The 21848-nt window shown below is 69.2% G+C and carries 22 protein-coding genes; 7 read left to right on the top strand and 15 right to left on the bottom strand.

What is annotated here, in order from left to right:
• Positions 1–23 precede the first annotated feature (23 nt).
• On the top strand, positions 24–1298 hold the full coding sequence (locus tag ACN268_RS21430; RefSeq protein ID WP_421484733.1) for a glycosyltransferase: 1275 nt from the start codon (positions 24–26) through the stop codon (positions 1296–1298).
• A gap of 262 nt (positions 1299–1560) precedes the next feature.
• Positions 1561–1770 (top strand): hypothetical protein, encoded by a 210-nt coding sequence (locus ACN268_RS21425; RefSeq protein ID WP_421484732.1) that lies wholly within the window; start codon positions 1561–1563, stop codon positions 1768–1770.
• Here the strand turns inward: ACN268_RS21425 and ACN268_RS21420 are convergent.
• From ACN268_RS21420 to ACN268_RS21390, 7 genes are read right to left on the bottom strand one after another with little or no spacing between them, the layout of a single operon-like run.
• On the bottom strand, positions 1767–5180 hold the full coding sequence (locus tag ACN268_RS21420) for a DEAD/DEAH box helicase family protein (protein WP_421484731.1): 3414 nt from the start codon (positions 5178–5180) through the stop codon (positions 1767–1769). The genes ACN268_RS21425 and ACN268_RS21420 overlap by 4 nt on opposite strands.
• 44 nt (positions 5181–5224) lie before the next feature.
• A complete protein-coding gene (locus ACN268_RS21415; protein WP_421484730.1) occupies positions 5225–6424 on the bottom strand; it encodes a restriction endonuclease subunit S in 1200 nt (399 codons plus the stop codon).
• Positions 6421–7941 carry a type I restriction-modification system subunit M gene (locus ACN268_RS21410; protein ID WP_421484729.1) on the bottom strand — a complete coding sequence of 507 codons (1521 nt, stop codon included), beginning with the start codon at positions 7939–7941 and terminating at the stop codon, positions 6421–6423. Before ACN268_RS21410 ends, ACN268_RS21415 begins: the two co-directional genes overlap by 4 nt.
• Before the next feature lie 54 nt (positions 7942–7995).
• The gene (locus tag ACN268_RS21405) at positions 7996–8349 is read right to left on the bottom strand and encodes a hypothetical protein (protein ID WP_421484728.1); all 354 of its coding nucleotides are present in this window, start codon (positions 8347–8349) and stop codon (positions 7996–7998) included.
• Between the two features lie 2 nt (positions 8350–8351).
• Positions 8352–9551: a helix-turn-helix domain-containing protein gene (locus ACN268_RS21400; RefSeq protein ID WP_421484727.1), complete on the bottom strand. Its 1200-nt coding sequence runs from the start codon at positions 9549–9551 to the stop codon at positions 8352–8354.
• Positions 9538–9708, bottom strand: a complete 171-nt coding sequence (locus ACN268_RS21395) for a hypothetical protein (protein ID WP_357924650.1) — start codon at positions 9706–9708, stop codon at positions 9538–9540. Before ACN268_RS21395 ends, ACN268_RS21400 begins: the two co-directional genes overlap by 14 nt.
• Positions 9705–9926: a hypothetical protein gene (locus ACN268_RS21390; RefSeq protein WP_421484726.1), complete on the bottom strand. Its 222-nt coding sequence runs from the start codon at positions 9924–9926 to the stop codon at positions 9705–9707. The genes ACN268_RS21395 and ACN268_RS21390 overlap by 4 nt, the downstream gene beginning before the upstream one ends.
• Before the next feature lie 268 nt (positions 9927–10194).
• On the opposite strand from ACN268_RS21390, the gene ACN268_RS21385 reads away from it, so the two are divergent.
• Positions 10195–10365, top strand: a complete 171-nt coding sequence (locus ACN268_RS21385) for a DNA-binding protein (RefSeq protein WP_421484725.1) — start codon at positions 10195–10197, stop codon at positions 10363–10365.
• Between the two features lie 136 nt (positions 10366–10501).
• Positions 10502–10597 (top strand): DUF397 domain-containing protein, encoded by a 96-nt coding sequence (locus ACN268_RS21380; RefSeq protein WP_421484724.1) that lies wholly within the window; start codon positions 10502–10504, stop codon positions 10595–10597.
• Positions 10598–10851: 254 nt separating this feature from the next.
• Here ACN268_RS21380 and ACN268_RS21375 read toward each other — a convergent pair whose 3' ends face one another.
• The 4 genes from ACN268_RS21375 to ACN268_RS21360 all read right to left on the bottom strand — a co-directional run bounded on the left by ACN268_RS21375 (position 10852) and on the right by ACN268_RS21360 (position 14036).
• Positions 10852–11256, bottom strand: coding sequence for a type II toxin-antitoxin system VapC family toxin (locus ACN268_RS21375; protein WP_091248847.1), 405 nt, complete (start codon positions 11254–11256; stop codon positions 10852–10854).
• The gene (locus tag ACN268_RS21370; RefSeq protein WP_377683226.1) at positions 11253–11450 is read right to left on the bottom strand and encodes a hypothetical protein; all 198 of its coding nucleotides are present in this window, start codon (positions 11448–11450) and stop codon (positions 11253–11255) included. The genes ACN268_RS21375 and ACN268_RS21370 overlap by 4 nt, the downstream gene beginning before the upstream one ends.
• Before the next feature lie 263 nt (positions 11451–11713).
• Entirely contained in the window at positions 11714–12523 is an 810-nt protein-coding gene (locus ACN268_RS21365; RefSeq protein WP_421484723.1) for a pectate lyase, read from the bottom strand.
• A gap of 175 nt (positions 12524–12698) precedes the next feature.
• Positions 12699–14036, bottom strand: a complete 1338-nt coding sequence (locus ACN268_RS21360; RefSeq protein WP_421484722.1) for a tetratricopeptide repeat protein — start codon at positions 14034–14036, stop codon at positions 12699–12701.
• Positions 14037–14322: 286 nt separating this feature from the next.
• Between ACN268_RS21360 and ACN268_RS21355 the strand changes: the two genes are divergently transcribed.
• The 3 genes from ACN268_RS21355 to ACN268_RS21345 are packed head-to-tail and all read left to right on the top strand — an operon-like array spanning position 14323 to position 18238.
• Positions 14323–14652: a hypothetical protein gene (locus ACN268_RS21355; protein WP_357924633.1), complete on the top strand. Its 330-nt coding sequence runs from the start codon at positions 14323–14325 to the stop codon at positions 14650–14652.
• 27 nt (positions 14653–14679) lie between these two features.
• Complete coding sequence (locus ACN268_RS21350) at positions 14680–16938, top strand: CHAT domain-containing protein (RefSeq protein WP_421484721.1); 2259 nt, start codon at positions 14680–14682, stop codon at positions 16936–16938.
• On the top strand, positions 16928–18238 hold the full coding sequence (locus ACN268_RS21345) for a tetratricopeptide repeat protein (protein WP_421484720.1): 1311 nt from the start codon (positions 16928–16930) through the stop codon (positions 18236–18238). Before ACN268_RS21350 ends, ACN268_RS21345 begins: the two co-directional genes overlap by 11 nt.
• Positions 18239–18279: 41 nt before the next feature.
• On the opposite strand, the gene ACN268_RS21340 is transcribed toward ACN268_RS21345, so the two are convergent.
• The 4 genes from ACN268_RS21340 to ACN268_RS21325 all read right to left on the bottom strand — a co-directional run bounded on the left by ACN268_RS21340 (position 18280) and on the right by ACN268_RS21325 (position 21670).
• Positions 18280–18999, bottom strand: a complete 720-nt coding sequence (locus ACN268_RS21340; protein WP_421484719.1) for a CDP-alcohol phosphatidyltransferase family protein — start codon at positions 18997–18999, stop codon at positions 18280–18282.
• Positions 18974–20041 (bottom strand): iron-containing alcohol dehydrogenase family protein, encoded by a 1068-nt coding sequence (locus ACN268_RS21335; protein WP_357924621.1) that lies wholly within the window; start codon positions 20039–20041, stop codon positions 18974–18976. Before ACN268_RS21335 ends, ACN268_RS21340 begins: the two co-directional genes overlap by 26 nt.
• Positions 20029–20760 (bottom strand): sugar phosphate nucleotidyltransferase, encoded by a 732-nt coding sequence (locus ACN268_RS21330; RefSeq protein WP_421484718.1) that lies wholly within the window; start codon positions 20758–20760, stop codon positions 20029–20031. Before ACN268_RS21330 ends, ACN268_RS21335 begins: the two co-directional genes overlap by 13 nt.
• A 100-nt stretch (positions 20761–20860) precedes the next feature.
• Positions 20861–21670 carry a hypothetical protein gene (locus ACN268_RS21325; RefSeq protein WP_363649543.1) on the bottom strand — a complete coding sequence of 270 codons (810 nt, stop codon included), beginning with the start codon at positions 21668–21670 and terminating at the stop codon, positions 20861–20863.
• Positions 21671–21848: the final 178 nt, after the last annotated feature.

Genomic DNA, 21848 nt, shown 5'->3' with positions numbered 1-21848 from the left:
CCCTCACGGTAGCCTTCGTTCCCGTGAGAATCGTGGTGGCGCACAACCGGTACCGGGAAGCCCAGCCGTCGGGTGAGAACACGATGGTCGACTCGGAGATCGGGCAGCTCACCGCGGCCGGGGTCGAGGTGCTGCCGTTCATCCGCAGCTCGGATGAGATCCCGTCGATGCCGAAGTCGGCCAAGGCGCTGCTGCCGATCTCACCGATCTACGCCCCGCGCGCCCAGCAGGACCTGTCCCGGCTGCTCACCGAGCACCGGCCGGACGTGCTGCACCTGCACAACCCGTACCCGCTGCTGTCGCCCTGGGTGGTGCGGACCGCGCACAAGCACGGGGTGCCGGTGGTGCAGACGGTGCACAACTACCGGCAGGTCTGCTCGTCGGGGATCTACTTCCGCGACGGCGTCATCTGCCAGGACTGCAAGGGCCGGGCGCTGGCGGTGCCGTCGATCGTGCACCGCTGCTACCGGGATTCACGGACCCAGAGCGCGCTGATGGCGGCCACCCTGGCCGTGCACCGGGGCACCTGGCGTTCGGTGGACCGGTTCATCGCGCTCACCTCGGCCATCGCCGACCACCTGACCGACTACGGCATCCCGGCCGAGCGGATCGTGGTCAAGCCCAACGCGGTGCCCGACCCGGGTGCACCTACCCCGCTCGGTGACGGTTTCCTCTTCCTGGCCCGGCTGACCCCGGAGAAGGGTGTCGAACTGCTGTTGGACGCCTGGCGGCGGCACCCGGTGGGCAGCCTGGGCATGCTGCGGGTGGCCGGTGACGGCGAGCTGCGCCCGCTTGTCGAGGCCGCCGCTGCCGAACGCGCCGACGTCGTCTATCTGGGCCAGCTCGACCGGGCCGGGGTACGCGCCGCCGTGGAGGCGAGCGCCGTGGTGATCGCCGCCTCGATGTGGCACGACGTGCTGCCCACCGTGATCATCGAGGCGTTGGCCAGCGGGCGGCCGGTCCTCGGCACCGCGCTCGGCGGCATCCCGTACCTGGTGGGTGCGGACGCCCCGCACGAGCCCGCCGGCACCGGTCCGGCCGCCGTCGCCTCGGCCGTCGCCGGCCATGCCCCGCCGCCGGCCGGTCCGCCGGCGATCCCGGCCGGCCTGCTCGGCGGCACCGCCGGCTGGGTGGTCCCGCCGGACCCGGCCGCGCTGGCCGCCGCGCTCCCGGTCGCGCGGGCCGGTGCCGCGCTGCTCTCCGGCCCGGCCCGGCTGCGGTACGAGCAGACCTTCCACCCCGAGGTCGTCCTCAAGCGGCACCTCGCCATCTACGCCTCCCTCACCCGCCCCCACTGACTGCGCCGCCGCCAGCGGCAGACCACGCGCGATCTCGATGGCCTCTACCGAACCGTCCCCTGCCAAAATCTCCGCGCCCGAAGGTCGGGGAGGGCGCTCGGGCGTGTCGCGGCTGGTCGGCATATCTACTTGAAGCAGTATGACTGGCTGGCATATTTATGCCTGACAGCCATACCAACTATCGCCAAGTGCAACCGCGGTGCCGGGCAGGCCCGCTCCTCGTTGTTGCGAGAAGAGTGTGATGGGAACAAGGGGGCATGCGGTGAGCATCAGGTCAGGCCGGGAGTTCTCCAGGTATGAATCCCTGGTGGCCGGAGGGTTGATCCGTCTCAAGGCCACCACCACCAACGACCTCGACCGACTGCCCCGTTACGATGTCCCGGCCGGGCTGTCGCCCCTCGATCTGCTGCTCGCCGACAGGCTGGCGTCAGAATCGGGGGGCCTGCCGGTCGCGGCTCCCGGCACCGACTAGGCCACCTCGCTTGCCGGGGTGGCGGTGTCCCGGACCGAGTTGAGGATCGTGACCAGGCGGTCCAGATCGGTGGACGGGAAGATCGATTCCGGGTCGGGCGCCAGATCACTGAACGGACTCTCGTAGAGCCGCTCAGGCTTCATGACGCCGTTCTGCGTCAGGTGCGCGATGATCAGGCCGATGAAGCTGATCTGGTTGGCGGTGAGGGTACGGCCGGTCAGAAACTCGCTGAACGCCTCGTTGGCGGCTTCCCGGTCGAGCCCGACCAGTGAGCGGATGAAGAGCCCGAGTCCTTCGGAGGAACGGCGGACCCGGTCGATGTCCTCGGTGCCGCCACCGCTGGCCACGAGCATCCGCTCCAACTCGTCGAGGTCGGTGGCGGAGAGCTGCTTGTTGCGGCGCAGCTTCTGCAACGCGAGATGGCCCTCGTGGGCGCGCAGGTAGACCTGGGCCTTGGCGCGGAACCGCTCGAAGTTCGTGCCGATCCTGATGTCGTTGAGCGAGACGAGCGAGATCTCCCCCAGCTCGTCGCTGAAGTCGGTGTAGACGATGGCCCGCTTGGCCCGGGTGATCAACCTGACCAGCCCGCGCAGGCGTCGACGCATTAGCTCCAGCATGGGCAGGGTCACGTCCTGCCACCATTCGTCGCTGGCCACCTCGTCGAGGAGGTGCTGCTGCTCGCGGACCGCCGGGATGCTGGTCTGCTCCAGCAGCGTCGAGGCGATCTCCTGCACCTGCCCACGCAGCCGCACGTAGTCCGGCAGTACCTGGAACTGGCCGAGTTGGAGGCGCAGCACCATCAGGTCGAACCGCTTGGCAGCTTCGTCGGTGTCCTGAACGGTGGTGGGCAGACCGGCGAGGTTGTCACCGATCTCGCCCACCGCTTCGGGGGTGAGCCTGTGCCAGTGCGCGAAGTCGACGTAGTGCTCCACTAGGCGGCGCTTGGGGCGTACGACGAAGTTGTCGAGGTGGATGTTCGCCACCCGGGCGTGCAGGTCGCGGGCCAGCTCCCAGCGGAGGCCGGTTTCGCTCTGCGTCCCGTCGGTGTCCGGCTCCGGGTAGACGTCAGTGGGGAGACGCTGGTCGAGGCGGTGGATCAGGTCGAGCTGGGCCTTGAACAGCCGGGTGGTCAGCGGCTCAGCCCGCTTTCCCTGCGCCGGCTCGGGATTCTGGTTGAAGTACTCGAAGTTCCGGCAGAAGTCGAAGACCAGAAAGTCCTTCTTGTCCTGCCCGGGGGCGTAGAGGTCCTTGCAGAGCCGGGTGCCTCGGCCGATCATCTGGAGGAACTTCGACTTCGACCGGACGGGCTTGCAGAAGACCAGGTTGACGACCTCGGGCACGTCGATGCCGGTGTCGAGCATGTCCACCGAGATCGCGATGTGCGGGTCCTTCTCCGGCTGGGAGAAGTCGTCGATGAGGCTCTGCGCGTACTCGGCCTTGTGCGTGATGACCCGGGCGCGGTGGCCGGCGTGCATCGGATACGCGTGGTCGAACCGCTTCTGAATGAAGTCGGCGTGGTCCTGGTTCCTGGCGAAGATGATCGTCTTCCCGATCCGGTCACCGCCGGCCACCTTGTGGCCGTGGGTCATCAGCGTCGCCAGGACGTTGTCCACGGTCTTCTCGTTGAACACCCACTTGTTGACCGCGTCCGTGTCGACGTTGTCCGGCGGCTCGTCGTCACCCCAGTCGAGCGAGTCCCAGCGGTCCTTGTCCTCCTCGCTGAGGTCGTCGTAGCGGATGCCGCGCCACTGGAAATCGGTCTCCACGGAGAACGCGCGCGGCGGGACGAGGTAGCCCTCCTGCACCGCCTCGTCGAGGTCGTAGTGGTCGGTGGGGACGCCGTCCTCAAGGTGGAACAGGCTGTAGGTGTTGCGGTCGATCTCGTTACGCGGGGTTGCGGTGAGCCCGACTAGGAGACTGTCGAACCAGGTGAAGATCGCCCGGTACTTCTGGTAGACCGACCGGTGCGCCTCGTCGATGACGACCAGGTCGAAGTGGCCCGGCCCGAAGCGCCGTCCACCGCTCGCGGTGTCGTTGATCAGGCCCATCATGGTCGGGTACGTCGAGACGTACACCCGGCCATCGGTGTCGCGCTCGGTGACCAGGTTGACCGTGGCCGCGCTGGGCAGGTGCGCCTTGAACGCGTTGACCGCCTGGTTGACCAGGGCGGTGCGGTCGGCCAGGAAGAGCACCCGCTTGACCCAGTTGGCCCGCATCAGCACGTCGACCAGGGCGATCACGGTACGGGTCTTGCCCGCGCCGGTGGCCATCACCACGAGCGCCTGACGCTGCCGATCCCGCTCGAACGCCTCGCCGATCTTCCGGATCGCCCGGTGCTGGTAGTGCCGCTCGACGATCTCGGGCTTGATTGTCACGCCCGCGAGCGGCTCGCGGATGGCGCGGCGCTGGATCAGGAGCGCAAGCTCGTCCCTGGTGTAGAAGCCCTGCACCGGGCGCGGCGGGTAGGCGGTGTCGTCCCACAGCCAGGTGCCGTAACCGTTGGTGTAGAAGATGACCGGCCGCTGGCCGTACTGCTGCTCCAGGCAGTCGGCGTAGAGCTTGGCCTGCTGCTTGCCGTCGGTGGCGTCCCGCCGGGCGCGCTTGGCCTCGACCACCGCGAGCGGCTTGCCGTCGGCACCCCACAGCACGTAGTCGACAAAGCCGGTGCCCGAGCCGTTGGGCATGCCGGTCACCGGAAACTCACGGTCGTCCGGCCCGTCGAGCCGCCAGCCGGCCTCGGCCAGCATGAGATCGATGTAGAGGTCGCGGGTCTGCGCCTCGTCGTAGTCGTGGTCGTCGGGGCGGGCCTCGTTGGCGACCTTCGCGGCGGCGATCTGGGCGCGCAGCTTGGCCAGCTCGGCGTCGAGGGTGGCCGACCGCTTCCGCTCGGCGGCCAGCGCCACGTCCTGGGCGGCGAGCTTCTCGGCGAGCGCCTTCAGCTCGGCCCGGGTCTGCTGCCGCACCTCGGCGGGGACCGGTCGGGGAATCCGATCCGGGTCGAAGGCCAACGCGTTTGCCGGCAACTGCGCCTGGTCGCGGGTGTAGTGCCGGGCGATCCAGTACGTGACGTGGAACAGCTCGCGCAGGACCGGCACCGAGTCTTTGTCGGTCACCGGCGTCTTCTCGTGCACGGCCCGGTTGCCCTGCTTGCGGATGACGTTCATCTTGACCTGGAGGGCGGTGCCCACCATGTTGCGCAACGTCGGCTCGTGGATCTTGCCGGAGAGGTCGTTCCTGTACGGCCGCTTGAGTGTCGCGTCGGCGTCGAAGAGCCAGCCGAGCGCGAGCTCCAGGGTGCGCCGGGCATAGAAACACGAGACCCGCGGGTCGGCGACGGCCAGTCGCTCGGCCCGCAGGGCCTCGTCAAGCAGCTCGGGCCACTCGGCCCGCAGGAACGCGAAGTTGCTCATCGGTTCGTCTACCCCCACAGTGGACAGCCCTAGAGCGTCTCACATCAGAGCAACCTCCGGAAAGCCCGATCCTGCAACGACGCGAACAGCGCATCCAACTCAGCCAGGCTTGCTCGCTGGGCTGCCCGCAACTCCTCGATAGCCTCGATCTGGCGAGCGAACTCCTGCTGCAGTGCAAGAGGGGGAACTTCAACTTCCGCTACCATCAAGCTTGCCTTGGAGATATTGGGCATAGAGCCTGCGGAACCACTGGCCAGTAATTGGATCTGACGCCGCTTGGACGGATATACAAGCAACTGCTGAAGGAACACCTTGTTGATCGCGGCATCGGGATTCAACTCAAGCCTAAATATGAGATCTGGAAGAAGAAGGTTGGATGGCGTCTCTCTGACCAGAGCGCAGGCTCCCACCAGATCCCTTGTATTTTTCCTCGAAAAGAGAAGGTCACCCACCTTGACCGCATGCTCTAATTTCGGTGCAACCCCCACTGGGAGGGCCTTGTTCTCCTTTGCAAGAAATTCGCAGGAGGTTATAGCGCTAAGCTTAAGAACGCCCCATTCACTTTGACTGGCTGGACGACTGAGGCATTGAGGGCTATGGCCGCTATGAATCCGGGAAAGAAGCGAACCCATCGGAGCCCTGGGCCAACTGTGCTCGTTTCGCACCGGATCGCCGAAAGTGTCGAGGAAGATGGATCGAGCAAGTTCGTCGAGTTGAGCTAGGGCTTCGCGGCGCTTGGACCGCAGCTCGTCCGCGCGATCCAGGATCTCCGCAATTCTCCGCTGCTCCTCAACCGAGGGCAGCGAAACTCTCATTTCCTTGAGCTTTTCAACTGGAAAGTTGTCGGCCGTGGTGGCTCGGACCCAACTCAGAATGAGGCTAGAGTTCGCCTTGATTAGCCGCGCGAGATAGTCTGGATGGATCTCCCTACCACAGAGCACGGCCTTCATGTCCTGGTTAATAGCGACAGGGACGCGGCTCACGCCGACAGGAAGGGTGTGCTTCAGCACGCCAGAACGGACGACGACGAGCACTGATCCAGCCGGAACGAGGCGAGCAGCGCTTCCAGCCAGGCCGGCATCAGTTATGTTGACCTGCGCCCTTTCGATGCCCCAGGATTTCATATCCTTCGGGGTCACCCAGGGAATGTCACCACCGAAGTAGTCGGGGTTGTTCCGAGTGGGGGTTCCACCACCGACGAACTTGACCAAGTCAGCCAGGCGAGCAGTCCTTCCCTGGTTCATCCGAGCATCGCCTTCAGATCGGACATGCCCTGCTGGATTTCGGATTCCAGCCTCTCTAGGTCAGACAAGATGTCGAGAGGCAACCGGTGCTCAATCTCCTCGTGCACAACCTCCTTGTAACGGTTGAGGCTGAGGTCGTAGCCCTGCTCGACGATGTCGGCCTTGGGCACACAGAAGCTCTGGTCGGTCCGTGCCCGCTGCAACTCGTCGCCGTCCCGGCGGGACCACCGCGCCAGCGCGTCCGGCAGGTTGTTCTTCGTGTGCTCGCCCTCAGCCAGTGCCACGTCCGGCACCGGCCCAAGCTTCTCGATAGGCAGCAGCGAAGTCCGCTTGTCGTCCAGGCTCCACCCGTCGGCGGTCACCTCGTAGAACCAGACGTTGTCAGTCCCGCCGCTGTTGGTCTTGGTGAAGAGCAGGATCGCGGTGGAGACTCCCGAGTAGGGCTTGAAGGTACCGCTCGGCAGCTTGACCACACCGTCGAGCTTCTGGTCCTCGACCAGCATCCGACGCAGTTCCTTGTGCGCCTTGCTCGGCCCGAAGAGCACTCCGTCCGGCACGATCACCGCCGCCCGCCCGCCGGGCTTGAGGAGCCGGAGAAAGAGGGCGAGGAAGAGCAGCTCGGTCTTCTTGGTCTTGACGATCCGCTGGAGGTCTTTGGACGTGCTCTCGTAGTCGAGGCTGCCGGCGAACGGCGGGTTGGCCAGGATCAGCGAGTACTTCTCAAGATCCTCGTCACTGACGTTCTCGGCCAACGAGTCGCGGTAGCGGATGTCGGGGCTCTCCACCCCGTGCAGCAGCATGTTCATGCTGCCGATCCGCAGCATCGTGCCATCGAAGTCAAAGCCGTGGAACATGCTCTCGTGGAAGTGCTCCCGCTGCTTCGTATCGAGCAGCGCGTCCGGATGGGCACGCCGGACGTACTCGCCTGCCTCGACCAAGAAGCCAGCAGTGCCACAGGCCGGATCGCAAATCTTATCCTGCGGGGTCGGGGCCGTCATCTCGACCATGAGCTGGATGATGTGCCGGGACGTACGGAACTGTCCGTTGTGTCCTGCCGTGGCGATCTTGCTGAGCATGTACTCGTAGAGATCGCCTTTGGTGTCCCGGTCCTCCATCGGAATGTTGTCGAGCATGTCGACCACCCGGCCGAGCAGCACCGGATTGGAGATGGTGAACCGGGCGTCCCTCATGTGATCCGAGTACGTGGACCCATCGCTGCCGAGCTCCCGGAGGTACGGGAAGACCTTGTGGGTAACGGTCTTGAGCATCGTCTCCGTGTCCAGGATCTTGAACCGGGACCATCGGAGTTCCTGCTGGTCCGGCCCGAACCGCAGGGTGACCTGGGCGTCCGGGAAGCGCTCTGCCTTCTTCAGCTCTCGCATCTCCATCTCGTCCAGCCGCTTGATGAAGAGCAGGTAGGTGATCTGCTCGATCACCTCCAGCGGGTTGGAGATGCCGCCTGACCAGAAGGCATCCCAGACGCGATCGATCTTGCTCTTCAGTTCACCGGTTATCACGTGCCTCGTCCCCATGGTGTCGCTTCAGGCTTAGTCCCACAGGTTAGCCCTCTCTCACGGCCAGGCAGGGCGGGCTTGCCGACCATGCTGAGAGGTAGGGCTTGGTGCCTGAGCGTTGTCATCAACCGCCTTGAGTTCCGCTTCGGTAGCAGGGGCAACGCCTGCGGGCCGGGGATCCTGCCCGCCGTCGTCGAAGGCCCGGATCTCGTCCGCTGCCTGCTCTTCCGCCGTGCGAAAAGCGGCGGCGGTGTGGATGACGTCGCGGGCGGCGGCCGACACCCGGCAGTCCGCGACCCGGCAGACCCGGCAGCGGCCGTCCGGGTCGGTGCGGTGGGCGCGGAGGATCGCGCGGGCGGTGAGGACCAACCGGTTGCGGATCTGCGCCAACGACAGGTGCGGCGCGGTCATGGTCAGGTCACCCCGAGGGCGGCGGCGAGCGTGACGATCGTGGCCGGGGCGTGCGGGGTGCGGGCCACCTGGGCGAGCACCTCGCGGGCGGCGGGCCGGTGGCGTACCTCGGCGGGTGCCATCCGGTCGGCGTCGGCGAGCACCCGGCCGGCGTTGGCCGGGTCGTCGGCCTGGAGGTAGGCGCGGGCCGCGTCGATCAGGTTCGCCGCCCGGTGTTCCAGCGGCAGCCACCGCCAGGCGTCCCGCCGGGTCGCCTGCTCGTGCCAGGCCACCGCCTCGCCGGCCTGGCCCAGGTCAAGGGCGGCGGCGGTACGGGCAAGGTCCACCGCCGTCGGCCCGAACGCCGTCCGGTGGTGGTCGTGGCCCTCGCCGACCTGCGCGGCCATCCCGGCGGCCTCGTCGAGCAGGTCGGCGACGGCGCGGTCGTCGCCCCGGCGGGCCGCCCCCAGCGCGGCCTGCACCAGCAACGCTCCGCACAACGACAACTCACCGGGGCCACCATCGCCGGGTCCGAGCAGGGCGATCCGGTACGCGGCGGCGAGCGACGCCGACACCGCCGCGCGGGCCCGCCCCGAGGCGCGGAACACCTGGCCGAGTTGCACCGTGGCGGCGGCGACCAGCAGGGGATCGCCGGCCCCGGTGGCCATCGCCCGGTCGGCGGCCAGCCAACCCAGGTCGACCTCGCCGAGCTTCACCAGCAGCGCGGCGGTGAGCCGGTACACGTCCACCAGCAGCGGCCGGTTCGACTCGTGATCGTCGGCGGAGATCCGCTGCACGCCGGTCAGCAGACCCGGCAACACGTCGACCACCTGCGGGTACCTGGCGTGCTGGAACTGCACCCAGGCGTGCCCGACGTCCCGCACCACCCGGCCGGCCGGCACCGCCGGGCGGGTCGCCGGTCGCCCGAGCGCCATCTCGTACGTCGACAGGGCCGCCCGGATCCGCTCCACCCCTTCGACCCGGGCGGCCGTCGTGGCGGGGCGGGCGTCCCGGCCGAGCAGCACGGCGGTGTCGATCCGCAGCACGGCGGCGATGTCCCGCAACGTCGACACCTTGTCCAGCGACCGGACGCCCCGCTCGATCTTGTCCACCCAGGATTTCGACCGACCGAGCCGATCGGCGAACACCTGCTGCGACAGTTTCCGCCGCCCCCGCCAGTACGCCACCCGCCGGCCGACCGGCAGCAGCTCACTGCTGTCCACGACGCCACCGCCGGTCCGGCACCGCCCGGGTGGTCTCCTCGGCCGGTATCCGCTCCGCCTCGGCCTGGGCGAGGATCCGTTGCCGGGCCGCCTCACGTTCCGCCGCCTGGATCTGCTCGCCCCGGTCGTCGTGGTCGGACCCGCGCCGCGCCGTCACGACCAGCACCCCGCCCGGTACTCCCCAGCCAGGGTCAGCAGCGGCCGTTCCGGCAGGTCGGGCACCCGGGCCACCCCTATCGCCCGGTACGCCGCGACGCGTTCGGCGTGGCTCGTCGCCGGCCGGAGACGGTCGAGCGGGTTCACCCGCCGCCGCCCGAACGGCCAGAGTTTCGCCAGCAGACCGGAGCGATCCGGGTTCTTCGCATGCCGAGCCATGGGGCCTCCCGAGAGTCCACAGACAGGAGCGTCGGCCGTGGGGGTTCGTGGCCTAACGCCTACTTACCGCTACTCAGCAGACCTGATCATCAACCCCCTGTCAAGTATGACAGTGGCTATGCCTACTGGCTCTGATGCTTCTTCAACAGCGCTAATAGGTGACCTGGCCCTGTCTTCCGAGTTCGTAAGGGGGTCAGCTCAGCATGCTTCGATAGTGAGTTGGCGGCGGAGGCTGTACGGGAGCGCGGAGCTGCAAGAGCGCTTGGGCGTGTCCCGTGTCCGCATCGTCCAGCTCACCACCCGGCCCGACTTCCCCGAGCCCTTCGATCGGCTGGCGGGCGGGGCGGTATGGCTCGTGGAGGACGTGGAAGCCTGGATCACGGAGCACCAGCCATGGAAGGCTCGGGGCGCGGATGAGCCGCCCCCGCCGGAGAACTGAACGACCAGAACCTGTGGGTCGCAGTGGCGGTATCCCTGCGCGGCCGATACCCCAACTTCGCCCCAACCGAGTCGATCACGGTAAGCGCGGCGGTCAGTGGAGCAGTCCCCCACAACTACGCGACCTCCGCGATGGGGTGGCCGTCCGGGACAGCAAGGACAAGTCCGGCCCCTCGCTGGCCTTCGACGCCCAGGGCTGGCGCACCTTCGTCGACTCCCTCAAGCACAACTGACGTTGCCCGTCGTACCGACTGCGGAAGTGGCACGCACCGGCCCCGTCTCGGGAGCCCGGGGCACGCTGCGGTGCGGACGAACCGCCGCCCGAGAGTTGAGCGGCCAAACCCGTGGGCCGAAGTAGCGGTATTCCTGGACGGTTGACACCCCAACTTCGCCCCAACCGAGTCGATCAAGGTAGGCGCGGCGGTCGAATACGCCCAAGAAGCATCTGGGCCTGACCCGGGTTGACGGATATCCCGTTTTCGTGCCGCTACGAGACGTCGAAGAGCCGGAGGCCGTCGTACTCGGCGAAGTCGGCATAGTCCTTGTCGTTGAAGGTCGCCAGCGGCAGCCGATCGACCAGACAGCACGCCGCGATCCAGGAGTCATTCGTCGGCCGGGGCCGCCCGCGATGTTGCGCCCGAGCCTGAAGATGGCCCCAGGTCGTCGCCACCGCCTCGTCGAAGGGGAGCAGCACCACGCCGGATCGCCACTGCGCGAGGTCGGCCAGCTTGCGTGGCCCCCAACTCCTCAGCGCAGTCCACTTGGTCAGTTCCCCGAGCGTGACGAAGGTGATGCACAGGGTCTTACCGACCAGTCGGGTGCGGAGCCTGTCGTGTAGCCGGCCGCGCAGAATGGCCGACGCGACGTCGGTGTCCAGGACTACCAGGCTCACGCGGCGGTGGCCCGGCGGGAGGCATACAGATCAGCGAGAAAGTCGTCCAGCTCGTCGTCGGACTCGAACAGGCCCGGCCGTGCGAGGTCGTCGACGGAGGCGATTGGCCGGACACCCTGGCGACGGGCCGTCTCCTCGGCCGGTACGTGCTCAGCGGTCGGCCACTCAGGCATCTGCTCGGCGCTGCTCGACATCCCGGCTCACCTCCTGCGTCTTGGATCGTCGCCTATTCTCGCACCTCTGACGTCCAGGCGTCCGCATGTCAGGGCCAACTGTCAGTCGTCTTCCGTCACACCCTTCGCGCGGCTGTGACCTGGACTGTTGTCGTGGTTTGGCCAGCTCGCTGGGGCGTCGGTGCCAGCGACGGCGACGGGCCGCGCATGCCCACCTGGGCGCGTGCGCGGCCCGCCTCGCCCGTGGCCGAACGTCGATGCTGGACCCTCCTTGCCAGCAGGCCCTACCGGTAGACGATGTTTGACGACGTGTACTTGCAGTACGTCCCGTCGGGCCCGCTGCCGGTCTTGACGGGTTCGGCACCGGAGCTGTTGCCCGTGTAGCGGTCGCAGATGGAGATCTTCCGGCTGCTGTCGCCGTAGATGGTGATGCCCGAGAACGTCGCGGTGTCGCCGTAGTTGGTGTTGATGCCGGCGAGCACCTTGCCGGGGGCGGTCACCGTGACGTTCTGGATGACGACGGTCCGCTTGTACTGGGTCGAGCAGTTGCCGCACGACCGGTACAGCTTGCCGAAGTTGCTGACGTCGAAGTTCTTGATGGTCAGCTTGCCGCCGCCGTTGTGCTGGAACACCTTGTCCGAGGCGGACCGCGCACCGCCGCCGTCGACGGTGTAATTCGCCGACGAGCCGCCCTTGAACGTGGCTGCGTCCTCGCCGACGTCCTCCCACCACACGTTGATCAGCATGCAGCTGCCCTTACAGTGGATGCCGTCGGCGGCCGGCGAACCGATGATCACGTTTTTGATCGTCGCGCCGTCGGCCAGCTCGAAGATCGGCTTCTGGCTCTCGCTCTGACCGCCGTCACCCATCGCGCCGCCGGCCTTGTAGCGGACCAGGCCGAAGTCCCGGGTGCCGCTGATCGACTGGGTGTTGGTGACGGTGGTGGTGCTCTTGGCGGTGGGCCAGGTGGCGGCCTGGGCACCGGTCTGGGTGACGACCAGGCCGGCGGCGACCAGCCCGACGGTGGCGAACGGCAGCAGGGCGACCTGCCACCGCCGGCGGCGCGGCGTCGCGCCGTTGTCACGTGTGCTCACGTGTCCTCCGAGACGGGTAATGGGACGGGGTGGTGGCGGACAGCCGGTCCGCACGCGCAGGGGCGCCTGCCGAAGTGCCGCAACAAGCTTGGAAAGCGCTTACCTGTGGCCGCCACACTACGACACCTTTCGATGTGCCGAAAGGGTTTCGCTCGGCTGTGGCCGACGCGCATTCCTACGGGTGTTCCGCGCGTTCCTGTCGGAGTTGTTCGAGGACACGGGTGTCGGCTTCGAGGTCGGGGTGGTCGACCTGCCGGTCGAGGTCGACGACGTGTTCGAGTTCCCGAATCGCCTGGTCGAGGTCACCGCCCGCCCGGAGGGCCATCGCGATGTTGTATCGGGTGACGGCTTCGCCGGCTCGGTCGCCGACTTCCCGCTGGATGGGGAGGGCTTGGTGGTAGTGCTCCAGGGCCCGTTGCCGATCCCCCAGGCTGTCGTGCACGAGGCCGATGTTGTTGAGGGTGACGGCTTCGCCGGCTCGGTCGCCGACTTCCCGCTGGATGGGGAGGGCTTGGTGGTAGTGCTCCAGGGCCCGTTGCCGATCCCCCAGGCTGTTGTACACGCGACCGATGTTGTTGAGGGTGGCGGCTTCGCCGGCTCGGTCGCCGACTTCCCGCTGGATGGGGAGGGCTTGGTGGTAGTGCTCCAGGGCCCGTTGCCGATCCCCCAGGCTGTCGTGCACGAGGCCGATGTTGTTGAGGGTGGCGGCTTCGCCGGCTCGGTCGCCGACTTCCCGCTGGATGGGGAGGGCTTGGTGGTAGTGCTCCAGGGCCCGTTGCCGATCCCCCAGGCTGTTGTACACGCGACCGATGTTGTTGAGGGTGACGGCTTCGCCGGCTCGGTCGCCGACCTCCCGCCGGATGGGGAGGGCTTGGTGGTAGTGCTCCAGGGCCCGCTGCCGATCCCCCAGGCTGTCATACACGCGACCGATGTTGTTGAGGGTGACGGCTTCGCCGGCTCGGTCGCCAACTTCCCGCCGGATGGGGAGGGCTTGGTGGTAGTGGTCCAAGGCCCGTTGCCGATCCCCCAGGCTGTCATACACGCTGCCGATGTTGTTGAGGGTGGTGGCTTCGCCGGCTCGGTCGCCGACTTCCCGCTGGATGGGGAGGGCTTGGTGGTAGTGGTCCAAGGCCCGCTGCCGATCTCCCAGGTTGTCGTACACGCGACCGATGCTGGTGAGGGTGGCTGCTTCGTTCCCCCGGTGGCCGGCCTGTTGGTACATGGTCAGGGCCTGCTGGTAGTCCTCCAGCGCTGGCCGGGGTCGGCCCGTCGACGACCGCGCCCACCCACGGTCGTACAAGGAGCCGGCGTCCGGGCCGAGGGTCAGGGTGGCGGTGGCCATGGCCTCGACGGCGGCGAACCGGGAGGTACGCAACCACACCCGACACACCCGGTCACCGACCTCCCGGGCGATCTCCGGCTGTCGGCCGGCGACCGCGAGCCGATGGACCTCCACGCGTCGGGCGATGGTGGTCGCCGCAGCGGGGTTGACGGGGCGTTCTCGATCCTCCATCGCCGGTCCACCTCGCTCTTCCTGCTGCTCCCGTTGTCGAGGATAGGACGGTGACACCACAGGCGTACGGGCGGTGGCGTCGGTCGTCGTTGTTCTTTCCCCGATGACCGGGGGCGCGGTCGATGAGTCGGAAAGCTGTCACCTGAGCCCGGTTCTCCGAGAGGTCCCGGGACGCGAATGAAACGTACAGTAGCCGCCAAGGTCCGTACCGTTGATCGTCCGGCTGGTCCGGCGGGGGGGCGGTCATGGGCCGGTGTGACCAGGTGTGTCGGGGAGGGTGCGGGCGATGGCGAACGCCACAGTGGAGGTTTCCGGGGCGCAGGCCGCGAGCTGGGCGGCGGAACTGCGGGCCGCGCTGGTCGGTGCCGTGGGCCCCGACGGCAGCGTGTCGCCGGTGCAGGTGCAGCGTTCGGCCGAGATGGTGATCGCGGTGATCGGGCTGGTGTTCTCCGGGGTCGGTGCGGCCAAGACGATCACCGAGTGGTGGGGTGCCCGCCGCCGGGACGGCGCTGCGGTCACCGTGCTGCTGCCCGACGGCACCCGGATCGAGCTGGCCGAGGGCAGCCAGGCCCGGTTGGAGATCGCCATGCGGCAGGACGACACCGGGCCGCACTGACCTGACCACCACGACGGGGATGGGCAGATGAGCACCTTCGACCTGGAGGTCTTCGCGCAGACCTCGAACCACTACGAGCTGCGGCTGTCCGCCGACGGCCAGCCACCCCGGACCCGCAACCTGGACCGGGCCGCGGTCGACGAGCTGATCACCCTGGTACGCCGCGACTACAGCACCGACGCCACCGCCTACAAGGTGTACGGCGCGACCCGGCTGGCCGAGTTGGGCACCCGGCTGGCGGAGTTCCTCGACGGCGACGAGCGGTGGCTCGCCCCGATGCTGGCCCACCCCGCCGGGGCGGCACTGCGGATCAGCGCCGAACAGCGGCTGCGGCACCTGCCGTGGGAGTTGCTGGCCCGGGAAGGAGCGTTCCTGACCGTGGCCGGGCGGGCACCGCTGTTGCCGGTCCGGGTGGTCGGCGAACACGCGGCGTTGCCCGGTCCGGTCGAGCCCGGCAACCGGCCGTTGCGGGTGCTGTTCATGGCGGCCTCGCCCGAAGGTGTCGAGCCGGTGCTCAACTTCGAGGCCGAGGAGGCGGCGATCCTGGCCGCGACCCGGCGCACCGGCACCGATCTGGTGGTGGAGGAGAGCGGCACCCTGGAGGGGCTACGTTTCCTCAGCCGTGACTACGGGCCGGGTCACTTCGACGTGCTGCACCTGAGCGGGCACGCCACAACCGCCGGTGGGCAGCCGGTCTTCCTGCTGGAGGACGAGTACGGTGCGCCCACCAGGGCGACGGCCGACCAGCTCGCCGAGGCGATGCAGGGCCACTGGCCGAGGCTGGTGTTCGTCTCCGGCTGCCTCACCGCCGACGCCCCGGAAGGCGGCGTGTTCCCGTCGATGAGTGAGAGCCTGGTGCAGGCCGGTGCCCCTGCCGTGCTGGGCTGGGCGCTGCCGGTCGGGGACGTTTCCGCCACCGACTTCGCCGCCGCGCTCTACCAGGCTTTGGCCGACGGCGGGTCGTTGGACCGGGCCATCATCACGGCCCGCCGCCACCTGTTCCACGACAGGAAGAGCAGCTACTGGCATCTGCTCCGCGTCTACGCCGACCGGTCCCCGCTGGCACCCCTGGTCACCCCGCTGCACACCAGGGGTCGCAAGCGGTTGCAGGTACGCGCCGCCGACCAGCAGTTCCTGGACCCGCAGACCCAACTGTCCCGGGTCGCCTCCCGCGCCGAGTTCGTCGGCCGGCGGCGGGTCATCCAGCGCTGCCTACGCGTCCTGCGGCAACCCGCCGACACCCCCGGCGCGGCCCAGGGCCTGCTGCTGGCCGGCATGGGCGGGCTCGGCAAGAGCAGCCTCGCCTCCCGGCTCCTGGAACGCATGCCCACCCACCAGCGCGCCGTCTGGTACGGCCGGGTCGACGCCATCAAGTTCCGCGAATTGATCGACAAGGTCCGCTTCGACGACCCTGACCAGAGGACCGAGGCCGCCAAACTCCTCGACAACGAGCAGCTCCCGCTTCCGATTCGGCTGCGGTACCTGCTCGACGTCGACGGGCCGCTCGGCGGGACACCCTGCCTGTTCGTGTTCGACGACTTCGAGACCGGCAACCTCGACACCCGCGACGACGGCAGCCGGGTCCTCGCCCCGGCGATGGCCGAGATCCTGCCCGCCCTGCTCACCGCCATCCGCGACACCGGCAGCCCGAGCCGCGTCGTCATCACCAGCCGCTACCGCTTCCCTACCCCGGCCGGCACCACCCTCGCCGTCGAGGCCCTGGAAACCCTCACCCCCGTCGAGCAGACCAAAAAGATCGCAAACCTGACCAACCTGCGCCCCGAATCCACCATCAACCCCACCATCCGGACCCGGGCGATCGAGGCCGCCGCCGGCAACCCCCGCCTGCTCGACTGGCTCAACCGGATCGTCGGCGACGCCACCCTCGACGTCGACGGCCTGCTCGCCGCCATCGAGGGCGAAACCGACCGGTTCCGCCGCGAGACGGTCCTCGCCGACAACCTGCTCGACTCCCAGCCCCTCGAACTGCGCCGCATGCTCGCCCGGGTCAACGTCGTCGAACTACCGATCCCCGCCGACACCGTCCACGCCCTGCACCAGCACCCCGAAGCCGCCCGGCACCTCCAGCGGGCCGTCGAACTCGGCCTGCTCGAAGAGGGCACCGACCCCGAAACCCGCGAACCCCGCTACTACGTCTCCAACGTCCTGCACCCCCTCGTCCGCCCCCTGCTCACCGACGACGAACACACCGAGGCGTGCGCCGCCGCCGCCCGCTCTCTCTACCAACTCTGGGTCCTCGCCCCCACGGCCGCCGATGGTCACTGACCCGAGGACCCTCGCCCGCTGGGTCGAGGTGTACCGGCTCGCCGTCGCCGGCCGACAGCCGGAGATCGCCCGGGACGTCGGTGACGGGGTGTGTCGGGTGTGGCTGGCCACCTCGCGGTTCGCCGAGGTAGAGGCGATGGCCACCGCGACCCTGACCCTCGGTCCGGACGCCGACGCCCTCTACCAGCGTGGCTGGGCGAGGTCGTCGACCGGTCGACCCTGGCCGGCTCTGGCGGACTACCAGCAGGCCCTGACCATGTACCAACAGACCGGCCACCGGGGCAACGAGGCCGCCACCCTCACCAGCATCGGCCGGGTGTACTACGGGCTAGGGGATCGGCCGCAGGCTCTCGACCACTTCCACCGGGCCCTCACCATCCAGCGGGAGGTCGGTAACCGGGCTGGCGAAGCCACCACCCTCAACAACCTCGGCAGCGCGTACGCCGGGCTGGGGGATCGGCGACGGGCTCTCGACTACTTCCACCGGGTCCTGCCCATCCGACGGGAGGTCAACGACCGGGCTGGCGAAGCCACCACCCTCAACAACATCGGTACCGTGTACGACAGCCTGGGAGATCGGCGACGGGCTCTCGACTACTACCACCGGGCCCTGCCCATCCGACGGGAGGTCGACGACCGGGCCGGCGAAGCCACCACCCTCAACAACATCGGCCACGTGTACGACAGCCTGGGAGACCGACAGCGGGCCCTCGATCACTACGATCGGGCCCTGCCCATTCAACAGGAGGTCGGCGATCGGGCCGGCGAAGCCACCACCCTTTGTAACATCGGCCGCGTACACAACGGATTGGGGGATTGGCAGCGGGCTCTCGACCACTTCCACCGGGCTCTGCCCATCCGGCAGGAGGTCGGCGACCGGGCCGGCGAAGCCACCACCCTCTCCGACATCGGCCACGTGTACGACAGCCTGGGAGACCGACAGCGGGCCCTCGATCACTACGATCGGGCCCTGCCCATTCAACAGGAGGTCGGCGACCGGGCCGGCGAAGCCACCACCCTCAACAACATCGGCAGCGTGTACAACGGTCTGGGAGATCGGCAGCAGGCTCTCGACCACTTCCACCGGGCCCTGCCCATCCGGCAGGAGGTCGGCGACCGGGCCGGCGAAGCCGTGACCCGGTTCAACATCGCGATGGTCCACCGGGCGGTCGGTGACCTCGACCAGGCGATCCGCGAACTCGAACACGTCGTCGACCTCGACCGACAGGTCGACCACCCCGACCTGGAAGCCGACACCGCCGTCCTCGAACAACTCCGCCGAGAACGCGCGCAAGGGTAGGGTTCCGCACCGCCTGCGGATGCTTGACGCAGTGCCGGCCCCTACAGCGAGGCGCGGGCCGAGAAGGCGATGCTGGCCAGCAGGAACCCGCCGTTGACCACCGTGAACGCCACGATCACCCAGAACACCAGCGCCGGGACGAGCATCAGCACCAACCCCGCCACGAAGATCACCGCGCCGTAGTCGCGGACCAGCTTGACCAGGCGTACCGGCAGGGAGGTGGAGGTGACCATGCTGGCGGCGTTCGGGCCGGACTGCATCACCGAGGTCACCAGGTTGACCATCCAGGTGCCGGCGAAGGTCGCCACCAGCCAGGTCGGCGTGGAGGGGCGCTGCGCCACGGCGGTGGCGGATAGGGCGGCGACCAGGGCGATCTGGGCGGCCACGTCACAGAGCACGTCGACCCGGGCACCCGCCGCGCTGCCCTGACCGGTCACCCGGGCGAGCTGCCCGTCGGCGCAGTCCAGGGCGTACGCCACCTGCCAGCCGACCAGCGCGACCAGCCCGACCAGCCAGGCCGGTACGGTGCCGGCGGCGACCCGGTCGGCGAGCGCCACCACGGTCACCGAGGCGGCCAGGCCGAGCACCAGGTTGGTGATGGTCAGCGCGGTCGGGCGCAGCCCGAGGCGCTGGGCGACCAGGGCGAAGACGGCACCCAGCCACTGGCTGACCGACTCACTGAACAGGCCGCCGCCCCGGTTGACCCGGTGGAAGTCGGCAACGGTGGGACGGGGTTCAGCCACTGTGGTCGCGGAGTGCACCGGCGTAGTCTGCCAGCCGCTCGCGCGTCTCGGTAACCGACATGGCCAGGTGCTCCAGGATGGTGTACCGGTCGGGACGGGTGGCCGGGGCGAACTGCACCGCCTCGACGAACTGGTCGTCGGTGAGGCCCACGTCGGCCGGGTGCCGGGGCAGCCGGTGCCGGCCCAGGCAGGCCGCCATCTCGGCGAAGCGCCGCTCGTCACCGCGCAGGAACGTGCAGAACAGCGCGCCGAGCCCGGCCAACTCGCCGTGCGACGAGGTACCGGGGAAGAGGGCGTCGACGGCGTGCATGATCTCGTGGCAGCCGCCGCTTGCCGGTCGGCTGCTGCCGCAGACGGCCATCGCCAGGCCGCTGGAGATCAGCGCCTCGGCCAGCACCGTCACGAACGCGTCGTCGGTCATGTCGCCGGTGTGCGCGAGCACCGCCTCCGCGCCCATCCGGGCCAGCGACGCGGCGAGCCCGTCGACCGGTTCGCCGCGTACCTGGCGGGCCAGTTCCCAGTCGGCCAGGGCGCTGATGTTGCTGACCACGTCGCCGATGCCGGCCCGGTTGTGCTGGTCGGGGCCGGCTGCCACGAAGTCCAGGTCGACGATCACCGCGATCGGGATGTGCACCCCGTAGGAGCCCTTGATGCCGCCGGTGATCAGGCTGGCGACCGGGGAGGCGATGCCGTCGTTGGCGAGGCTGGTCGCCATCGTCACCATCGGCAGGCCGCGCCGGGTGGCGGCGTACTTCGCCACGTCGATGGTCTTGCCGCCGCCGATGCCGACCACCGCGTCGTACGAGCGTTCGCGGAGCTTGCCGCCCAGCTCGTCGGCGGCGTCGAGGGTGCCGCCGGCCACGGTGAACACGTCCGCCGAACGCAGCGACGGCCGCAGCAGGTCGGCGATCTGCCCGCCCTGACCGGGGCCGACCACCACCGCCACGTCGCCGCCGGCGGAGATCCGCCCGTCGGCGAGGATCGTGGCCAGGTCGGCGACCGCGCCGCGCCGCACGTCGATGTGCAGCGGCGTCAGGATGGTACGGGCTAGTAGCGGCACGCGATCTCCCGCGCCCGGGTCAGGTCGTCGTGGTTGTCGACCTCGACCCAGGAGACGTCCCCGATCGGCGCGGCCCGCACCTCGCCACCCCGGTCGGCGAACTCCTGGTAGCCGTCCTCGTAGTAGAGGTTCGGGTCCCGTCGCCAGGTCGCCTCCAGCGCGTCGGCGAGCGCCCCGGCCACCTGCGGTTCGATCAGCGTCGCGCCGATGTACTCGCCGTACGCCTCGCCCGGGTCCATCAGCTTGGTGATCCGGGTGAGCTGGCCGGCGGCGTCGAAGGTGGTCTTCATCTCCTCGTCGGCCAGCGCCTTGAGGGTGTCGACCGCCAGCAGGATGCCCGGCCCGCGCTCGGCCAGCAGGGTCTTCTCCACGCTCACCGGGTGCACGGTGTCGCCGTTGACCAGCAGCACGCCCCGGGTGAAGTGCTCCCGGGCCAGCCACAGCGAGTACGCGTTGTTCCACTCCTCGGCCTTGTCGTTGTGCACCAGGGTGAGGGTGACGCCGTACTTCTCCTGAAGGGCCGCCTGCCGCTGCACGACCGCGTCGGCGGCGTAGCCGACCACGATCACGATCTCGGTGAGCCCCACCTCGGCCAGGTTGCGCAGCGCGATGTCCAGGATGGTGGTCTCACCGTCCACCGGCACCAACGCCTTGGGCAGGGTGTCGGTGTACGGGCGCAGTCGGCGTCCCGCACCGGCCGCGAGCACCATCCCGATCATGCGGGGCCTCCCTCGTACGACTCCAGGTCACCGTGGAGGATAGCCCCGCGCAACCGGCCGGCCGCCGTCAACCGGGAGTTCACCCGGGCCGGGCGGGGGTTCAGCCGGGCAGGGCGGCCAGGTCGGCGAGCACGCACAGCCGCTCGTCGGCGGTCAGCGTGGCGTACGGGCCGGCCGCCCGACGGTCGGTTTCCAGCTCGATGGCCCGCCGTTCCGGGCCGTCCGGCAGCTTGCCGACGCTGCCGGCGGTGTGCCCGGCGGCGGTCCACGCCTGCGCGTACGCGTCGGCCCGGTGGTACCGCAGCGCGCCGATCCGGTTGAGCAGCAGCACGCCCGGCGGGGTGCCGTCCGGCTCGTACGGCGGAGCCACCGCCGCGAATGCGGGCCCCGGCCCGGCGTCCGGCTCCCCGGCCAGCAGCACCGCGTACGCCACCACCCGCCCGTACGCCTCGACGAGCCGGCGCACCCGGTCGTCGTGTCCGGCCCACAGTTCCTCGGTCACCTCGGCGTGCACCTGGTACAGCTCGGTGAGGAAGTCGACGCCGCGTTCGGTGGCGGTGATCCCGCCGTCGGGCCGGCGGGCGATCGTGCCGTGGGCGACCTGCTTGTCCAGCGCCCGTTGGCAGGTGGCCGGGTCGCGGTAGCGGTTGACGGCGGCGAAGCCGGCCCGGTCGACGGTGCCGCCCGGCGCGGCGAGCCGGGTGCGGAACTCCACCAGGAAGCCGGTGGCGGCGGGCCCGCCGTACCGTTGGCTCAGTTCGGCGCCGCCGCCGTCGCGGCCGGCGAGCATCCCGGCCACGAACGCCCGCTCGACCGCCGGGGCGACCAGCCCGGCGAAGCGGTGCGGTGCCAACTCGACGCCATCGTCCGTGATCAACGCGCCGGCGCTGCGGAGGGGCTCGGTGGGCACGCTTCGACAGTAGCGAGCGTCGACCGGCCGCGCCGATGTCCGGTCCCGTCCCGACCTGCACCGGAGTCGACCGGTTCGCCCCCTCCCGCCCGGCCGCCGGGCCGGGCCGGATGCCGCCGGGCTGCCCGCATGTTGAACTTGGCGTGTATGCCGGCCGGAGCGGCCCGGCCAGGCCCTA

The organism is Micromonospora sp. WMMD735 (assembly GCF_049178995.1).
Lineage (GTDB): Bacteria > Actinomycetota > Actinomycetes > Mycobacteriales > Micromonosporaceae > Micromonospora > Micromonospora wenchangensis.
The sequence above is the reverse complement of the archived record's forward strand: the minus strand, read 5'-3'. Positions and strand labels throughout refer to the sequence as shown.